Raw genomic sequence first — 17,045 nt, forward strand, 5'->3', positions numbered from 1 at the left:
CGGTACGGCGCCCGCGCGCACCGGGGGACGGCGGTTCAGGGAACCAGTTGGCGGTCGGCGGCCTGCTGGATCAGATCCTTGTCGGTGATGGCCACCGCGTCCGGGATCGCGTCCGGCAGGTCGTCCTCCAGGTAGCGGACCGGCCGGTACCGCCAGGCCGCCAGGCCGATCAGCACGGTCACCGCGCCCGCCACGATCGTGAGCAGGCCGATGCCCCGGCCCCGGGCGGCCCCGGCGATCGGGTCGAAGACGTGCTCGACCAGCGGCCCGGCCAGCAGGAAGCCGATCGGGACCATGGCCCAGCTGAGCATCAGGTTGGTCGCGATGACCCGGCCCTGCAGGTCGAGGCCGACCTTCTGCTGCACGATCGAGAACCAGTGCGCGTTCAGCAGCGCGGTCAGCAGGCCGACGAGGAACAGGCCGGTCGCGGGCAGCGCCGGGTGGGGCGCCAGGCCGATGACCGCGAAGGCGACGCCCAGGGCGACGAAGCAGCCCAGGATGCCGTTCGTGCGGCGGGTCAGGCCGCCGGTCACCGTCATGATCACGCTGCCGATCACCAGGCCCACACCGGTCATCGACAGCGCGATGCCGAGCCCGCGGGTGTCGGTGAGGCTGAGCAGCAGCGGCGTGGACAACACCTCGACCATCGCGAACGGGAAGTTCAGGAACGAGGTGAACAGGATGATCGCCAGCAGTCCGTGCCTGCGGGTGATGTAGCGCCAGCCGCCCGTCACCTCCCGCCAGAACGGCTCCTCCTGCTTCTTGAACAGCGCGTTCGGGAAACGGACGGCCAGCGTCACGGTGACCGCGAAGAGGAAGGAGGACAGGTCGATCACGATGACGCCGCGCAGCCCGACGGCCGCCATGAGCGCCCCGCCCAGCAGCGGCGCCAGGACGGTCCCGGCCGCCTGCCCGAGCTGGGCCATGCCGTTGGCCCTGCCGTAATACCGTTTGGGCACGAGCTGGGCCACCGCCGCCATGTACGCCGGTTGGTGGAAGGCCGTGGAGATCGACCCGACCGCGACGATGACGTACACGTGCCACAGGTGCAGCCCGCCCGTCCAGAGCAGCGCGGCCAGCGAGGCCGAGGCCAAGCCGGCCGCCGAGTCGGCGGTGATCATGACGGTCCGGCGGTTCCAGCGGTCGGCGACCGTGCCGGCGATCGGCGCCAGCACCACGGCGGGCAGCAGCGCCATGACCGAGACGATGGCGAACATCGAGATCGACCGCGTCTGCTGGTAGACCCACAGGCCGAGGCCGAACGTGGTCAGCCCGGTGCCGATCAGCGACACGAGCTGGCCGAAGGCCACCAGGAAGAACGTCTTCAGGCTGGCCTGCTGGAAGCGCGGCGGCAGCGGCGCGGGCGGCCGTTCGCCGCCGCCGAGGATCTCGGCCAGCTCGGGCGCCTGGTGCTTGGCGAAGTAGTGCCCGGCCTTCGGGATGACCTCCAGCGACACCGAGTCGGAGAACGCCTCCCACTCGCGGAAGCGCTCCTCGTACAGCTCGGTGGCGCGGTCGTTCTCGCCGACCACGCACACCAGCGGCGCGGACAGCTTCCTGATCGGCTCCTGGTACAGCCGGGTGTAGTAGTCCTCGCCCTCCTGGGTGTCGCGCAGGAAGACGCCCATGATGAAGTCGCGCTCGCGCGGGTCCAGGTCCTCGGTGAAGAAGCCCATGGCCCGCAGGAACTCCAGCGCCTGCCGCTTGGACGTCCACCGCTCCATCGGGAAGACCCGGCGGAACCAGGCGAACGCCCTGCCGGGCAGGCGCGGCGCCGGGAAGTGGCCGCCGACGACCACCTTCACCAGGTCGACGCCCTCCTCCTCCAGCCGGCGCGCCAGCTCGACGGTGAGCGCGCCGCCCATGCAGTGCCCGTACAGCAGCACCGGCCCGCGCACCCGTTCCTTGATCTCCTTCACGCAGCCCTCGACCAGCTCGGTGAAGGGCAGCGCGGGCTCGCCGGGATTGCCGGTGTCGTGGCCCGGCGGCTCCAGTGCGAGCATGGTGATGTGCTCGGGCACCGCCGCCGCCAGCGGCTGGTACGTGATCGCCCCGGCCCCCGCGAACGGCAGGCAGACCAGCGTCACCGTGGCCGCGGGACGCGGCGGCGTCAGCTCGTGCAGCAGCCCGGCGGGCTGGGCCGACCCGTCGAGCGTGGCGAACGCGCGGATCGTCGGGTTCTTGAACAGGTCCAGCACGGTCGCCGGGATCCCGGAGTCGCGCACGGCGCGCACGGCCTTGAAGGAGTCGCCGCCGAGCGCGAAGAAGTCGTCGTCGATGCCGACGCCGCTCACGCCCAGGATCGACGACCACAGCTCGGCCAGCCGCACCTCGGCCGGGGTGCGCGGCGCCGTCCCCTCGGACCGCGTCGGACCCACCGGCTCGGGCAGGGCCTTGCGGTCCACCTTGCCGTTGGGGGTCAGCGGCAGCGCGTCCAGCAGGGTGAACGACGACGGGATCATGTAGTCGGGCAGCTTGCGCCGCAGGTGCTCGCGCCAGTCGTGCTCGCCGTCGGCGACCAGGTAGGCGGCGATGCTCTTGTCCTCCTCCGCGCCGCGCACCACCACCGCCGCCGAGCCGACCGCCGGATGCGCCAGCAGGAGCGTCTCGATCTCGCCCAGCTCGATCCGGTAGCCGCGCACCTTCACCTGGCCGTCGGCCCGGCCGAGGAACTCGATCGTCCCGTCGCCGCGGCGGCGGGCCAGGTCGCCGGTCCGGTAGAGCCGGCTGCCGTCCTGCCAGGTGACGAACCGCTCGGCCGTCAGGTCCGGCCGGCCGAGGTAGTCGCGGGCCAGGCCCGCGCCGCCGATGTACAGCTCGCCGATCACGCCGGTCGGCACCAGCTCCAGCGCGGCGTCGAGCAGCAGGATCCGGGTGTTGGCGATCGGATGGCCGATCGTGATCGGCCCGTCGCCGACCCTGGTGATCGTGGACCAGATCGTGGTCTCGGTCGGCCCGTACATGTTCCACAGCTCGGCCACCCGGCCGCGCAGGTCGGCGGCCAGGTCGGCGGGAAGCGCCTCGCCGCCGCACAGCGCCTTCAGACCGGCCCTGCCGGCCCAGCCCGCCGACAGCAGCAGCCGCCAGGTCGCCGGGGTGGCCTGCATGACGGTGGCCTCCTCCAGCAGGGCGGCCAGCCGCAGCGGGTCGTAGGCGGCCTCGCGGCTCGCGATCACCACCCTGGCCCCGACGGTGAGCGGCAGGAACAGCTCCAGCACGGAGATGTCGAAGGCGAACGTCGTGACGGCCACCAGCGTGTCCCGCCCGGTCAGGCCGGGCTCGCGGCTCATCGAGTCGAGGAAGTTGACCACCGAGGAGTGCTGGACGCGCACGCCCTTCGGCTGCCCGGTCGAGCCGGAGGTGTACAGGACGTAGCAGGGGTTCCCGGCCGTGGCCAGGGCGGGCGGCCGGGCCGCGCTCTCGCCGGGGAAGCCGTCGTCGGCCAGGAGCAGCTGCCCCTGGAAGGCGGTGTAGCGCCCGGCCAGCTCGCGCTCGGTGACCAGCACGCCGATGCCGGAGTGGCCGAGGATGTAGTCCTGGCGGTCCTGGGGGTACATCGGGTCGAGCGGCACGTACGCGCCGCCCGCCTTGAGCACGCCGAGCAGCGTGACCAGCATCGTGGCCGACCGTTCCATGGCCACGCCGACCAGCGTCTCGGGGCCGACGCCGGCCGACCGCAGCCGGTGGGCGGTCCGGTTGGCCCGCTCGTCCAGCTCCCGGTACGTCAGCGACTCGCCCTCGAAGGCGACGGCCACCGCGTCGGGCGTCCGGTCGGCCTGGGCCTCGACCAGCTCGTGCACGCAGCCGCCGGGCGCCTGGCCGTCCTGGCCGCCGAGCTGTTCGGCCAGCTCCTCGCCGGTGAGGAAGCTCAGAGCGGACAGCCGGGTCGCGGGCGCCTCGACGATCGCGCCGAGCAGCAGCTCGTAGTGGCGCAGCAGCCGCCGGGCGGTGCCCTCGTCGTACAGCGCGGTGTTGTACTCCAGCCGGCACAGCAGCTCGTCGTCCTGCTCGTAGACCTGGAGAGCCAGGTCCACCTGGGCGGTGCGGGTCTCCACGGGCCGGTCGGTCACGGTCAGCCCGGTCATGCCCAGGTCGCTCTGGGGCAGGTTGAGCAGGTTGAACAGCACCTGGAAGAGCGGGTTGCGGGACAGGTCCCTGGGCGGGTTCAGCTCCTCCACCAGCCGCTCGAACGGCACGCCCTGGTGGGCGTAGGCGCCGAGCGCGTACTCGCGCACCTGCGCCAGCAGCTCGGTGTACGGCAGGTCCCCGTCGAGCCGGGCGCGCATGACCAGCGTGTTGATGAAGCAGCCGGCCACACTCTCGAACTCCGGACGGGTGCGCCCCGCCACCGGCGAGCCGACGCAGACGTCCTCCTGGCCGCTGTAGCGGTACAGCAGCGTGTGCAGCGCGGCCAGCAGCGTCATGTAGAGCGTCGCGCCGCGTTCCTGGCTCAGCCCGCGCAGCCTCTTGGCCAGCTCCGCGGGCAGCGTGTGCGTGGCGACCGCGCCCTCGAACGTCTGCATCGGCGGGCGCGGCCGGTCGGTGGGCAGGTCCAGGCTGTGCGGGGCGCCGCGCAGCCGTTCGGTCCAGAAGCCCAGGTCGGTGGCCTGCTCCTGCTGCCAGCGGGCGTAGTCGCGGTAGCCGTACCCGGGCTCGGGCAGCTGGTCGCCGTTGTAGAGCGCGGCCAGCTCGCCCTCCAGCATCGTGATCGTCCAGCCGTCCACGATGATGTGGTGGAAGGCCAGCGACAGCACGTGGTGGTCGGCGGCCGTGCGCAGCAGCCGGGCCCGGAACAGCGGGCCGTGCTCCAGGTCGAAGGGCTCGGCCGCGTCCCTGCTCAGGGCGCCTTCGACGTCGTCGCAGTCCTCGACCGGCAGCGGCGTCTCCCCGGGAGGCAGCACGACCTGCACCGGCTCGCCGTCCGGGGCGTGGAAGACGGTCCGCAGGGCCTCGTGCCGCCGGACCAGCTCGCGCAGCGCGTCGTGCAGGAGCCGTACGTCCAGGTCGCCGCGCAGGTCGAGCGCGGTGGCCACGGCGTAGGCGGCCGAGCCGTGCACCTGGTCGATGAACCACATGCGCCGCTGGATGTACGAGACCGGCGCCGGACCCGGCTCCGCGACGGCCCGGATCACCTCGGGTTCGGCCGCGGAGGCGACCAGCGCCCGCTGCCCGTCCAGCGTCGGGTGCTCGAAGACCGCCTCGATGGGCAGGCCCAGCCGGGAGGCGAGCTGGGTGGCCACCAGCGAGTCGCCGCCCAGCTCGAAGAAGTCGTCCGAGGGGCCGGCGGGCGTGATGCCGAGCACGTCCCGCCAGGCGGCGGCCACCGGGTCGAGCCCCTCGGCCGCCACCGCCGCCGGGACGGCGGCCAGTTCGTGGCGGCGGGCCCGCGGCCCGATCCAGTAGCTGCGCCGCTCGAACGGGTACGTCGGCAGCGACGCCCGCCGCCCGGGAGGCGCGAACGCCGCCCAGTCGACGTCCGCGCCGGCCACCCAGAGCCGTCCGACGCCTTCGAGCAGGGCGGCCGGGCCGCCCTCGGGCTCGGCGAGCAGGGCGACCGACCGGCCGCCCTGCCGGCGCACCAGCGTGCTCAGCGTGCGGCCGGGGCCGACCTCCGCCACCGTCGCCCCGGCCGTCACCAGAGCCTGCGCGCAGTCGGCGAAGCGCACCGCCTCGCGCAGGTGGCGCACCCAGTAGCCGGGGTCGGCGGCCTCGGCGTCGCTCACCCAGCCGCCGGTGACGTTCGACAGGTACGGCACCTCGGGCGCGCGCAGCCGTACCGAGGCGACCTCGGCGGCGAACGCGTCGAGGACCGGGTCGAGCATCGAGGAGTGGAAGGCGTGCGAGGTGCGCAGCGCCCGGCAGGTGACGCCCCGCCCGGCCAGCCGCTGTTCCAGGGCGGCGACGGCGTCCCCCGGACCGGCCACGACGCACGACCCGGGGGCGTTGACCGCGGCCAGCGACAGCTCCTCGCCGAGCAGGCCGCGCACCTCGTCCTCGGGCAGCGGCACGGCCAGCATCGAGCCGGGCGGCAGGCCCTGGACCAGGCGGCCGCGGGCGGCGACCAGGCGCAGGGCGTCCTCCAGGGTGAGGACCCCGGACAGGCAGGCGGCCACGTACTCGCCGATGCTGTGCCCGGCCATCATCGACGGGCGCACGCCGCGTTCGATGAGGGTGCGGGCGAGCGCGTACTCGGTGACGAACAGCGCGGGCTGGGTGAGCCAGGTCTGGTCGAGGTCGCCGGCCTCGCCGTACAGGGCCTCGCGCAAATCGAGGCCGAGAAACGGCTCCAGGATCGCGGCGGCGGAGTCCACGACGGCGCGGAAGACGCCGCCGGACCGGTACAGGCCCGCGCCCATGCCACGGCGCTGCGCGCCCTGGCCGGGGAAGACGAAGGCCAGCTCACCCGGACGCGCCTCGCCGGTGACCAGCTCGGCCGTGAGCGCCGCCGGGGTGTCCTCGGCGACCAGCGCGCCGCGATGCCGCAGCGCGCGTCGGCCGTGCCGCAGCGTGCGGGCGACGTCGCCCAGGTCCAGCTCGGGACGGGTGCGCAGGTGGTCACGGAGCCGTTCGGCCGACTCGGCCAGCGCCGGTTCGGTGGCGGCGGACAGGACGAGCAGGTGCGGTCCTGGCGTCGCCGCCTGCCCGGCGGCCGGTTCGGGCGCCTCCTCCAGCACGACGTGGGCGTTCGTGCCGCCCATGCCGAACGCGCTGACGCCCGCCCGCCGCGGCCCCTCGCCCTGTGGCCACTCGGCGCTGGCGGTCGGCACGTAGAACGGACTGAAGTCGATGCGCGGGTTGGGCGTGCCGAAGTTGACCGTGGGCGGCAGCGTGCGGTGCTTGAGCGCCATCACGGTCTTGATCAGCCCGGCCATGCCGGCGGCCGCGTCGGCGTGCCCGATGTTGGACTTGACCGACCCCAGCGCGATCGGCCGGTCGCCGGTGAAGACCTGCGACAGCGCCGCGACCTCGATCGGGTCGCCGAGCGCGGTGCCCGTGCCGTGCGCCTCGACGTAGCCGATCGTGTCCGGCTCGACGCCGGCCGCCGCGAGGGCCGCGGTGACGACCTCGGCCTGCCCGTCCACGGCGGGGGCGGTGTAGCCGACCTTCCTGGTGCCGTCGTTGTTGACCGCCGAGCCGCGGACGACGGCGTGGATCGTGTCGCCCGCCGCGATCGCGTCCTCCAGCCGCTTGAGCACGACGATGCCCACGCCGCTGGCCCCGATCGTGCCCTGGGCGCCGGCGTCGAAGGGGCGGCAGTGGCCGTCCGGCGAGCCGATGCCGCCGCTCTGGAACACGTAGCCGCGCCGGGTCCAGGCGTTGACCCGGACGCCGCCGGCCAGCGCCATGTCGCAGTCGCCCGCCAGCAGGCTCTGCCGGGCCAGGTGCAGCGCGACCAGCGAGGTGGAGCAGGCGCTGTTGACGCTGACGCTCGGCCCGCGCAGGTCCAGCTTGTACGACGTCCGCGTGGGCAGCGAGTCCTTGTCGTTGGCCAGCATGACCTGGTACTCGCCCACCGCCTTGAGCACGTCGGGCGCGGCGAGCAGGTTCTCGATGAAGTAGCTGCTCATCGCCGAGCCGGCGAAGACGCCGATGTGGCCCGGGTGGCGGGCCGGATCGCAGCCCGCGTCCTCCAGAGCCTCCCAGGCGGTCTCCAGGAACAGGCGTTGCTGCGGGTCGAGGATCTCGGCCTCGCGCGGGGTGAACTCGAACAGCGTGGCGTCGAACAGGTCGATGCCGTCCAGCACCGTGCCCGACCTGACGTAGGCCGGGTCGGCCAGGCGCTCGGGGTCCTCGCCGTCGGCGAGCAGCTCCTCGTCGGTGAAGTCCTGGACGGCCTCGACGCCGTCGCGGATCGCCGTCCAGAACTCGCCGGGGCCGTTCGCGCCGGGGAAGCGGCAGGCCATGCCGACGATGGCCAGGGCGCCGCCCGCGGTCGCCGTGGCGGTGGGGGCCGTCTCCGGCGTGGTGGGGGCGCCGGGGCTCAGGTAGGCCGCCAGCGTGGAGATCGTCGGATACCTGAACAGGTCGGTGACCGTCAGGGCGAAGCGTTTGCGCAGCCGCTCGTGCACCTGGAGGGCCAGCATCGAGTGGCCGCCGACCTCGAAGAAGTTGTCGTCGAGCCCGAAGTCGCCGGTGCCCAGCGTCTCCCGCCAGGCCCGGGTGACGAGCTGGACGACCTGGTGGCGCGGCATGTGCCCGGCCGCCTCGTCGCCGCGCATCGCCGTGGCCAGCACCTGCCGCAGGTCGGCCACGAGGGCGCGGACCGTTCCCGGCCGGTACAGGTCGGTGTTGTACTCGACGAGCCCGTCCAGGGTCTCGCGGACGCCCACGGTGAGGTCGAACTTGGCGGTGCGCTCGGGGATCTCCACCGGCGTGACCGTCAGCCCGGCCAGCTCCAGCTCCGAGGCGGCCTCGGGCAGCATGTTGAACATCGTCTGGAACACCGGGCTGCGGTCCAGGCGGCGCTCGGGGTTGAGCTCCTCCACCAGCCGCTCGAACGGCATCGCCTGGTGGTCGTGGGCGTCGAGCACCGCCTCCTTGACCCGCTCGACGACCTCGGCGAACGACGGCCCGCCCGACAGGTCGGCGCGGACGGCCAGGGTGTTGGTGAAGAACCCGATCAGGCCCTCGTACTCGACCTGGTCGCGGTTGGCGATGGGCGTGCCCACGACCAGGTCGTCCTGGCCGGAACGGCGGGCCAGCACCACCAGGTAGGCCGCGAACAGCACCATGTACGGCGTGGCCCCGAGGCCGCGGCAGTAGGCCGCGAACTCCTCGCGCGGCAGGTCCAGCGAGAACGGCAGCTCGGCCCCCGCGTACGTCTGGACCTCCGGACGCGGCAAATCCGGGGGCAGCTCGGTGACCGCCGGCGCGCCCGTCAGCGCGCCGAGCCAGTGGGCCAGGTCCTCGCTGTGATCGCGGTCGCGCTGCTCGATCGCGTAGTCCGGGTACTGCCGGGGGAGCGGTGGCAGCTCGCGGCCCTCGTACAGGGCGCTCAGCTCGCGGCGCAGCACGTCGAGGGACCAGGCGTCGGCCACGATGTGGTGCAGGGTCAGACGCAGCACGTGCCGCTCGTCGTCCTCGCGCTCCAGGCAGGCGCGGACGAGCGGGCCGGCGGTCAGGTCCATCGGCGCGTCGTCGGGCGCGTCGGCCAGGGGGATCGTCAGCGTGTCCGCCACGACCTGGTACGGCCCGTCCTCGTCCATGGCGAACGTGGTGCGCAGGCTCTCGTGCCGGGCCACCAGGGCGTTGAGAGCCCGGTGCAGCGCCTCGCGGTCGAGCGGGCCCTCGATGCGGAAGGCCAGCGGGATCAGATAGTGGGCGGCCCCGGGCGCGGTCCGGTCGAGGTACCAGGCGCGGAGCTGGGTGAAGGACATCGGCAGCCGCTCGGGCCTGGGCCGCCCGGCCGCCTGCTGCTGCTTCTTCTTGCGTAACGCGTCGAGGAGCTGCCGCTGCTGTGCTGACAGGCTCATTGGTCACCTTCCATGGAACGCAGCAGGGCCTCGGCCTCTTCGTCGGAGTACGCGGCCACCATCAGATAGAGCTCGGCGGCCGTCTCCACCTCGGGGGAGGCCAGCTCGGCGGCCAGCTCGGCGACGGTCGGGCGGGCGAAGAGCGTGCGCAGCGGCACCCGGACTTCCAGCGCGTCGCGCAGCCGGGAGGCGATCCGGGTGGCGTTGAGCGAGTTGCCGCCCAGCTCGAACAGGTTGTCCTCCCGTCCGACCTGCCCGCCCAGCACCTCCTGCCAGACGGCGGCGACGGCCTGCTCCAGCGGCGTGGCCGGGGCCGCCGTGACGGCCCGCGCGGCCGGGCCGGGCTCGGGCAGGGCCTGCCGGTCCACCTTGCCCGACGGGTTCACCGGCAGCGCCGCCAGCGGCACGTACGTGCTCGGCACCATGTACTCCGGCAGCCGCTCGGCCAGGTACGGCCGCAGCTCGGGCGTGCCGTCGGCGACCACGTACGCCACCAGGGCGCCGTCCCTGACCATGACGAACGCCTCGCGCACGGCCGGGTGCCCGGCGAGCACGGCGGCGATCTCGCCCGGCTCGACCCGGTAGCCGCGGATCTTGACCTGGTCGTCGGCGCGGCCCAGGAACTCGATGTCCCCGGCGGCGTCGCGGCGGGCCAGGTCGCCGGTCCGGTAGAGCCGGCGGCCGTCCCGCCAGGTGATGAACCGTTCCCGCGTCAGGTCGGGCCGGCCGTGGTAGCCCCTGGCCAGGCAGGCGCCGCCGAGGTGCAGCTCGCCCGGCACGCCGTCGGGCACCTCGTGGCCCAGCCGGTTCAGGATCGGGGTCTGGACGCCCGGGACGGGCCGGCCGATCGGCGGCAGCCGGGGCCAGTCCTGCGGCGGGCCGGTGAGCGTGTGGGCGATGTCGATGATCGCGCCCTCGGTCGGACCGTACTGGTTGTGCAGCCGCATCCACGGCTTGACGAACCGTTCGAGCTGCGGGGTGACCTGGAGCTGCTCGCCCGCGGTGATCACTTCGCGCAGCGTCTCGGGCGGCTCGATCCCGGCTCCGGCGAGCGACTGCAACGCCACGAACGGCAGGAAGATGCGTTCCACCCGGTTCGTGGCGATGTGGTCGAGCAGGGCGGCCGGGTCGCGCCGCAGCTCGTCGCTGACCATGACCAGCGTCCCGCCGTACGCCCAGGTGCTGAAGATCTCCTGCACCGAGACGTCGAAGCCGAGCGCGGTGAACTGCAGGCTCCGGTACGCGCCGCCGTGCCAGGCCATCAGGTTGGCGACCGGGCGGTGGGTCATCTCGACGCCCTTGGGCTGTCCGGTCGAGCCCGAGGTGAACAGGATGTAGGCCAGGTCGTCCGGGGTGACGCCGCTGTCCGGGCGGTGGCCGGGGCGGCCGTCGAGCTCGGTGTCGACGTACACCGGACGCTCGTGCGGCAGGCTGCCGGCCAGCGCCCGGTGGGTCACCAGGACCGGCGTCTCGACCCGCTCCAGCACCTGGGTGAGCCGGCCCTCGGGGTAGGACGGGTCGAGCGGCACGTACGCGCCGCCCGACTTCAGGATGCCGAGCAGGGCCACGGGCAGGTCGAGCGAGCGACGTACGTGCAGGGCGACCGGCACCTCCGGGCCCACGCCGAGCTCGCGCAGCAGGTGGGCGAGCTGGTTGGCCCGGCGGTCGAGCTCGGCGTAGGTGAGCCGGTCGCCCTCGAACTCGACGGCGACCGCGTCGGGCGTGCGGTCCGCCTGCTGCTCGAACAGCCCGTGCAGGCACTGGTCGGGGCCGCGGCCCGGCGGCTCGTGCCCGCGGGCGAGCAGCGCGGAGACCGGCGCGGCCGGGTCGGCCGCCACCTGTTCGAGCACGCGCACGTAGTGGCCCAGCAGCCGCTCGGCACTCGCGCGCTGGAACAGGTCGGTGGCGAACTCCAGGCTCATCTCCCGGCCCTCGGCGTAGAGCACCAGGTCGGCCTTGGCGCCGCCGTTCTCCACCTCCTCCAGCACGCGGAAGGTGACCCCGCCGCCGCGCCGGGCGCCCGGCGGGTCCTGCATCGCGAACATCACGTCGAACGGCGGCCGGCCGCCGGGGCACAGCTCCCTGACGATCTCCTCCAGCGGCACGTCCACGGGGGTGGCCAGGACTGTCGCCCGCACCTGCGCCAGCAGGCCCTCGAACGTCGGATCGCCCGCCAGTCCGGTCCTGATCGGCAGCGTCTCGACGAAGAAGCCGATCAGGGCGTCGGCGCCGGGCGCCTCCCGGCCGGCGAACGGCACGCCGGTCACCAGGTCGTCCTGGCCGGTGTAGCGGTGCAGCAGCGCCTGGAAGGCCGCGAACAGCACCATGAACGGGCTCGCCTGGGAGCGTCTGGCCAGCGACTCCAGCTCGGTGAGCAGCCCGTCCGGCAGCGTCGCCCGCACCCGGGCGCCGCGCCGCAGCGGCTCGGCCGATCCCGGGCCGTCGCCGGGCAGCGCCAGCCGCTCCGGCGGCGACTCCAGGACCTTCCGCCAGTACGGCAGCCCGTCGCCCCCCGCTCCGCGCCGGTACGGCCGGGCCGGCTCGGGCAGGCTGTCGCCCGCGTAGAGCCGCGCCAGCTCGTCCAGGAGGACGCCCGCCGACCAGCCGTCGAAGGCGATGTGGTGCACGGTCACCAGCAGCCGGTGCCGGTCGTCGGCCAGCCGCAGCAGCAGCGCCCGCAGCATGGGACCGTTCCGGAGGTCGAACGGGTCGCGGGCGGCGTGCTTGGCCAGCGCGTCCGCGCCGCGCGGGGTGGCGTCCACGACCTTGAGGGGGATCGTCGCGGCCGGCTCGACCACGGCGACGGGCTCGCCGTCGTGCTCCTCGTAGCGGGTGCGCAGCGGCGGGTGGCGGCGCACGATCTCGTTGATCGCCCGTTCCAGCCGTGCGGTGTCGAGGGGGCCGTCCAGGGCGATCAGGATCGGCACGTTGTACTGCGAGCCGCCGGGCGCGACCTGGTCGATGAACCACAGGCGGCGCTGCGCCGGGGTGACGCCCTCGGCGGGGGCGAGGGCGGCGGACGAGGGCGGCAGGCCGTCGATCGCGCGGGCGAGGGCGGCGACCGTGGGGTGCTCGAAGAGCATCCGGGGCTCGACCGGCCTGCCGAACAGCTCGCAGGCGCGGGCGGCGATGCGCATGGCCAGCAGCGACTGGCCGCCGAGGGCCAGGAAGTCGTCGTCGGCGCCGATCGGCCCGGCGTCGAGGAGGTCCTGCCAGATCCCGGCGAGCGCGGCCTCGGTGGGCGTGCCGGGCGGCGTGACCGCGCGGGCGCTCCGGACCGGGTCGGGCAGGGCGGCACGGTCCACCTTGCCGTTGACGGTCAGCGGCAGCTCGTCCAGGAAGACCCACGCGGTGGGGATCATGTAGTCCGGCAGGAACCTGCGCAGGTGGGCGCGGGCCTCCTGCTCGCCGGCCGGGCCCACGACGTAGGCGACCAGGTCGCCGCCGCGCACGGCCGTGGTCGCCGCCCGCACCCGTGGGTGGCGGCCGAGCACGGTCTCGATCTCGCCCAGCTCCACGCGGTTGCCGCGGATCTTGACCTGGTCGTCCAGCCGTCCCAGGAACTCGTACTCGCCCGAGGCGTCGCGGCGGGCCAGGTCGCCGGTCCGGTAGAGCAGGCGCCCCTCGCCGTCGCGGACGAAGCGTTCGGCCGTCAGCTCCGGCAGGTCGAGGTAGCCCAGGCCGACGCACACGCCGCCGAGGTGGATCTCGCCCTCCTCGACCGGCCGCAGCTCCTCGTCCAGCAGGTGGACGGTGACGCCGGGCAGCGGCCTGCCGAGCGCGGGCGGGCGGGTGCGGCCGTCGTGCGGGGGCACCTCGCCGGCGATCGCGTTGACCGCGCACTCGGCCGGGCCGTACAGGTTGACCAGCCGGAACGGCAGGTCGGGGCGCGGGTGGACGGTCAGCCGGTCGCCGCCGGTGCTCAGCGTGGCGAGGCTGGTCCCGTCCGGCCAGGACAGGCCGAGCAGGCCCTCGGCGATGGGGGTGGGCGCGTAGCAGGTGGTCAGCTCCTGCTCCACGATCCAGTCACGCAGCGCGGGCAGCGAGAGCCTGGTGCGCTCGTCGGGGATGACCATCGTGGTCCCCCCGGTCAGGTACATCCAGATCTCCCAGACCGACGGGTCGAAGTTCGGGCTGGTGAGCAGCGGGGCCCGGCCGTCCAGCCCGAAGGTCTCGTGCGACCAGGCGATCAGGTTGGACAGCGCGCGGTGGGGGACCAGCACGCCCTTGGGGGTGCCGGTCGAGCCGGACGTGTGGATGACGTACGCCAGGTCGTCCGGGCCAGGCATGGGCACGGGCACCGGCTCGGACGGCTCGTCGGCGGGGACGAGCGTGTCGATCACGGGGACGCCGTCGGGCGCCAGCGAGGCCCATTCCGGCTCGGTCACCACGGCGGCGGCTCCCGCCAGCATGGCGCGGATCCGTTCGGCAGGCGTGGCCGGGTCGATCGGGGCGAAGGCGAGCCCCGCCTTCATGACGCCGAGCTGGCCCGCGACCTGCCGGATCGACCGGCCCGCGAGCACGGCCACCCAGGGCCGTCCGCCGGGTCGTCCGCCGGGCCGTCCGTTCAGGGCGGACTCGCGCAGCCGAGCGGCCACGCCGTTCGCCAGGCGGTCGAGCTCGCCGTACGTGAGGTGTTCTCGACCGGCCGAAACGGCGACCCTGTCCGGGGTCGCGCGCAGCCGGTCCTGGTAACGGTGCAGAACAGATGCTGAGGGTGCTGCATCTGACGTCATTGTCACGCCTGCCGATTGTTGAGTTTTTGGGACTTTTTGGGCACGCCGCGGAACAGAATGACCCTCTTGCCAGAGGGGTGTCAACCCTGGAGTGAATCGCTTGACAGCGCCGCGTCCTGGGCGCTTGCCCTCTGCCGGCCGGGCACCCCCCGGGCCCCGCGATCGCCTGTGCCGCCGGACGACCGGATCTGCCGGACGTCCGGCCGTCGCGCCCCTTCCCCCGCCCGGCGTCCCCCCGCCGGGAGACCGTTCCGGCGAGCCGGCCGCCATTCTTCGAGCCCCCGCATTACCGACGCTGACAGCCGGACTATCTACAGGTCAGCGACGCTCTGACCAGAAAGGCGAAGTGCACGGGCGGGCCATTCTCAGGCGCTTCCCGTGCACGTGCTCGCGTTCTTTGAGCGCGGTTCACCACCCGCCGCCACGAAGGGCGGACGCCTCAGGAACGCTCCGGCTCGTAGTGCAGGCCCACCACGCCGCAGTCGAACGGGCGCGCGGCGACCAGGCGCAGCCTCTGGTAGCCCTCGCCCGCCGGGAACAACGGCAGCCCCGCCCCGATCGCGACCGGGTTGACGAACAGATGCAGCTCGTCGATCAGCCCCAGGGAGATCAGCTGCCGGCCGATCGAGGCGCCGCCGGCCACCATCACGTCGCCGCCGGGCTTCGCCTTCAGCTCGCCGACGGTCTCGGCCAGGTCGCCGCCCGCCACGACGGCGTTCCTCCAGGGCGACTCGGTGAGGCTGCGGGAGATGACGACCTTCGGAGTGTTGATCATCTTGTCGATGCCCTCCTCGGTCTCGCCCGCCGGCCGCGACTCCCAGGCCGGGATGAAGCCCTCGGCCAGCCTGCGGCCCAGCACGATGGTGTCGACCGGCTCCCACACCGCCGCGACGTGGGCGTTGATGTCGTCGGTCCAGGGGAACCGGAGCCAGTCCATCTCGCCGCCGGGGCCGCCCACGAAGCCGTCCGTGGTGATCTGGAGCTGGAGCTTGACCTTGCGCATCGGTGTTTCCCTTCCGGTTCCGCTCTGTGTGGTCTCCACGATGCCGGAGCATACTTACGGTCTTCTTCCGCCGGGCTTAAGGCCGCCGGGGGGCGGAATCGGAAGGGAAAAGGCCGGCGAATGGCGCGGGATTCGCGTCAGGCGCCGCCCGCCCGGAATGCCGGCGGAAATCCCGGCGAAAGCCGGTCAGGCCCGGCGCCGGCCCGACAACCAGGACGCCCCCCACAGGATCGCGCCGACCACCAGCAGGATGCCGGCGATCTCGTACTGGCCCGCCGGGCGCCCGGAGGACCACGGCAGCACCAGGTAGAGGCAGGTGATCGTGCCCACCACGGGGAGCACGCGGCCCGCGTTGAAGTGCTCGGTGCCGGTCACGTCCCGGCGCAGGACGAGTACGGCGACGTTGACCGCGGCGAAGACGGCGAGCAGCAGCAGCGAGGTCGTGCCGCCCAGCAGCGCCACGACCGGGCTGTCGGGGACCAGCGAGACGAACGTGATGAGACCGATCGCGATCACCGTGGTGAACAGGATCGCGGCGTGCGGCGTGCGCCGGGTGGCGTGGACCGCCGACAGGAACGGCGGCAGCACGCCCTGCTTGCTCATCCCGTACAGCAGCCGGCTGGCCATCAGCATGTTGATCAGCGCCGAGTTGGCGACCGCGAACATCGAGATGAACGGCAGCAGCGAGGCGATCGGCACGCCGGGAGCCGCCGTCTGCACCACCGTCACCAGCGGCGTCTCGCTGGCGGCGAGCTGCCCGACCGGCACGACGGCGACCGCGCAGACGGACACGAGCACGTAGATCACCCCGGTGATGCCGATGCCGGCGAACATCATGCGCGGGAAGATCCGGGTCGGGTCCTTGGTCTCCTCGGCCATGTTGACCGAGTCCTCGAAGCCGACCATGGCGAAGAAGGCCAGCGACGTCGCGGCGCTGACGGCCAGGAACACGCCCTTGTCGGCGGGCGTCTCGAAGGCGACGACCCGGGAGAAGTCGGCGTGGCCGCCGGAGATGAAGTACAGGCTGAGCACGATGACCAGCAGCAGCCCCGACAGCTCGACCGCGGTGAGCACGACGTTGAGCTTGACGCTCTCGCCGACGCCGCGCAGGTTGACGGCCAGGATCAGCAGCATGAAACCCACGGCGATGAGCAGGATGACGCCGTTGCCCGCGTCGAGGCCGAACCCGGTGGACAGGTTGGCGGCGAAGGCCCGCGACGCCGCCGACGCCGACGTGATGCCCGAGCACATCACCGCGAAGCACACCAGGAACGTCAGCGCCTGCTTGCCGAACGCCTTGTGCACGTAGAGGGCGGCGCCCGCGGCCTCCGGGTACTTCGTGACCAGCTCCAGGTAGGAGCAGGCGGTGATCAGCGCGACGACGAAGGCGACCGTGAAGGGCAGCCAGGCCGCGCCGCCCACCTCGCCGGCGACCTGGCCGGTCAGGGCGTAGATGCCGGTGCCGAGGATGTCGCCGACGATGAACAGCAGCAACAGGCCGGGGCCCATCACCCGCTTGAGACTGGGCTGGCCGCTACCGGCCTCCGGCGGGCTGGGGGGACTGATCTGAGCCATGGGGGTGGTCCTTCTCGTCCGTGCGGATGGCGGGCTACGTGCCTTGCGCGGGCGACGGCGAACCCCGGCCGGTCGGCGCGCGCCGCCGGGACCACGTGATCTCGACCGTCATCCTGACACTGTACGATCCCCGCTTGTCATCCGTGAACAGGTCGTCACGCTGAGCTTCCGTCCCGGCATGCGAAAGGCGCGGCGGCCGGACAGCCGCCGCGCCGTGAGGGGTGCGGGGGCGGGGGGGGGGGGGCGCGGGGGGGCGGC

The 17,045-nt window shown here is 73.4% G+C and carries 4 protein-coding genes; all 4 read right to left on the reverse strand.

The genetic code is table 11. The features are described 5' to 3' along the window. Positions 1–35: 35 nt before the first annotated feature. The 4 genes from AB0J97_RS47915 to AB0J97_RS47930 all read right to left on the reverse strand — a co-directional run bounded on the left by AB0J97_RS47915 (position 36) and on the right by AB0J97_RS47930 (position 16,787). Positions 36–9,473 (reverse strand): amino acid adenylation domain-containing protein, encoded by a 9,438-nt coding sequence (locus AB0J97_RS47915; protein ID WP_364102997.1) that lies wholly within the window; start codon positions 9,471–9,473, stop codon positions 36–38. After that, positions 9,470–14,209, reverse strand: coding sequence for an amino acid adenylation domain-containing protein (locus tag AB0J97_RS47920; RefSeq protein WP_364103000.1), 4,740 nt, complete (start codon positions 14,207–14,209; stop codon positions 9,470–9,472). Before AB0J97_RS47920 ends, AB0J97_RS47915 begins: the two co-directional genes overlap by 4 nt. A gap of 439 nt (positions 14,210–14,648) precedes the next feature. After that, positions 14,649–15,212 (reverse strand): dihydrofolate reductase family protein, encoded by a 564-nt coding sequence (locus AB0J97_RS47925; RefSeq protein ID WP_357709770.1) that lies wholly within the window; start codon positions 15,210–15,212, stop codon positions 14,649–14,651. Positions 15,213–15,398: 186 nt separating this feature from the next. Then, positions 15,399–16,787, reverse strand: coding sequence for an APC family permease (locus AB0J97_RS47930; RefSeq protein WP_364103004.1), 1,389 nt, complete (start codon positions 16,785–16,787; stop codon positions 15,399–15,401). Positions 16,788–17,045: the final 258 nt, after the last annotated feature.

The organism is Nonomuraea sp. NPDC049607, assembly GCF_040675375.1.
Taxonomy (GTDB): domain Bacteria; phylum Actinomycetota; class Actinomycetes; order Streptosporangiales; family Streptosporangiaceae; genus Nonomuraea.

Coding starts and splice junctions, on each gene's coding strand:
- AB0J97_RS47920 (WP_364103000.1), bottom strand. CDS start 14,209: ATGACGTCAGATGCAGCACCCTCAGCATCTGTTCTGCACCGTTACCAG.
- AB0J97_RS47915 (WP_364102997.1), bottom strand. CDS start 9,473: ATGAGCCTGTCAGCACAGCAGCGGCAGCTCCTCGACGCGTTACGCAAG.
- AB0J97_RS47925 (WP_357709770.1), bottom strand. CDS start 15,212: ATGCGCAAGGTCAAGCTCCAGCTCCAGATCACCACGGACGGCTTCGTG.
- AB0J97_RS47930 (WP_364103004.1), bottom strand. CDS start 16,787: ATGGCTCAGATCAGTCCCCCCAGCCCGCCGGAGGCCGGTAGCGGCCAG.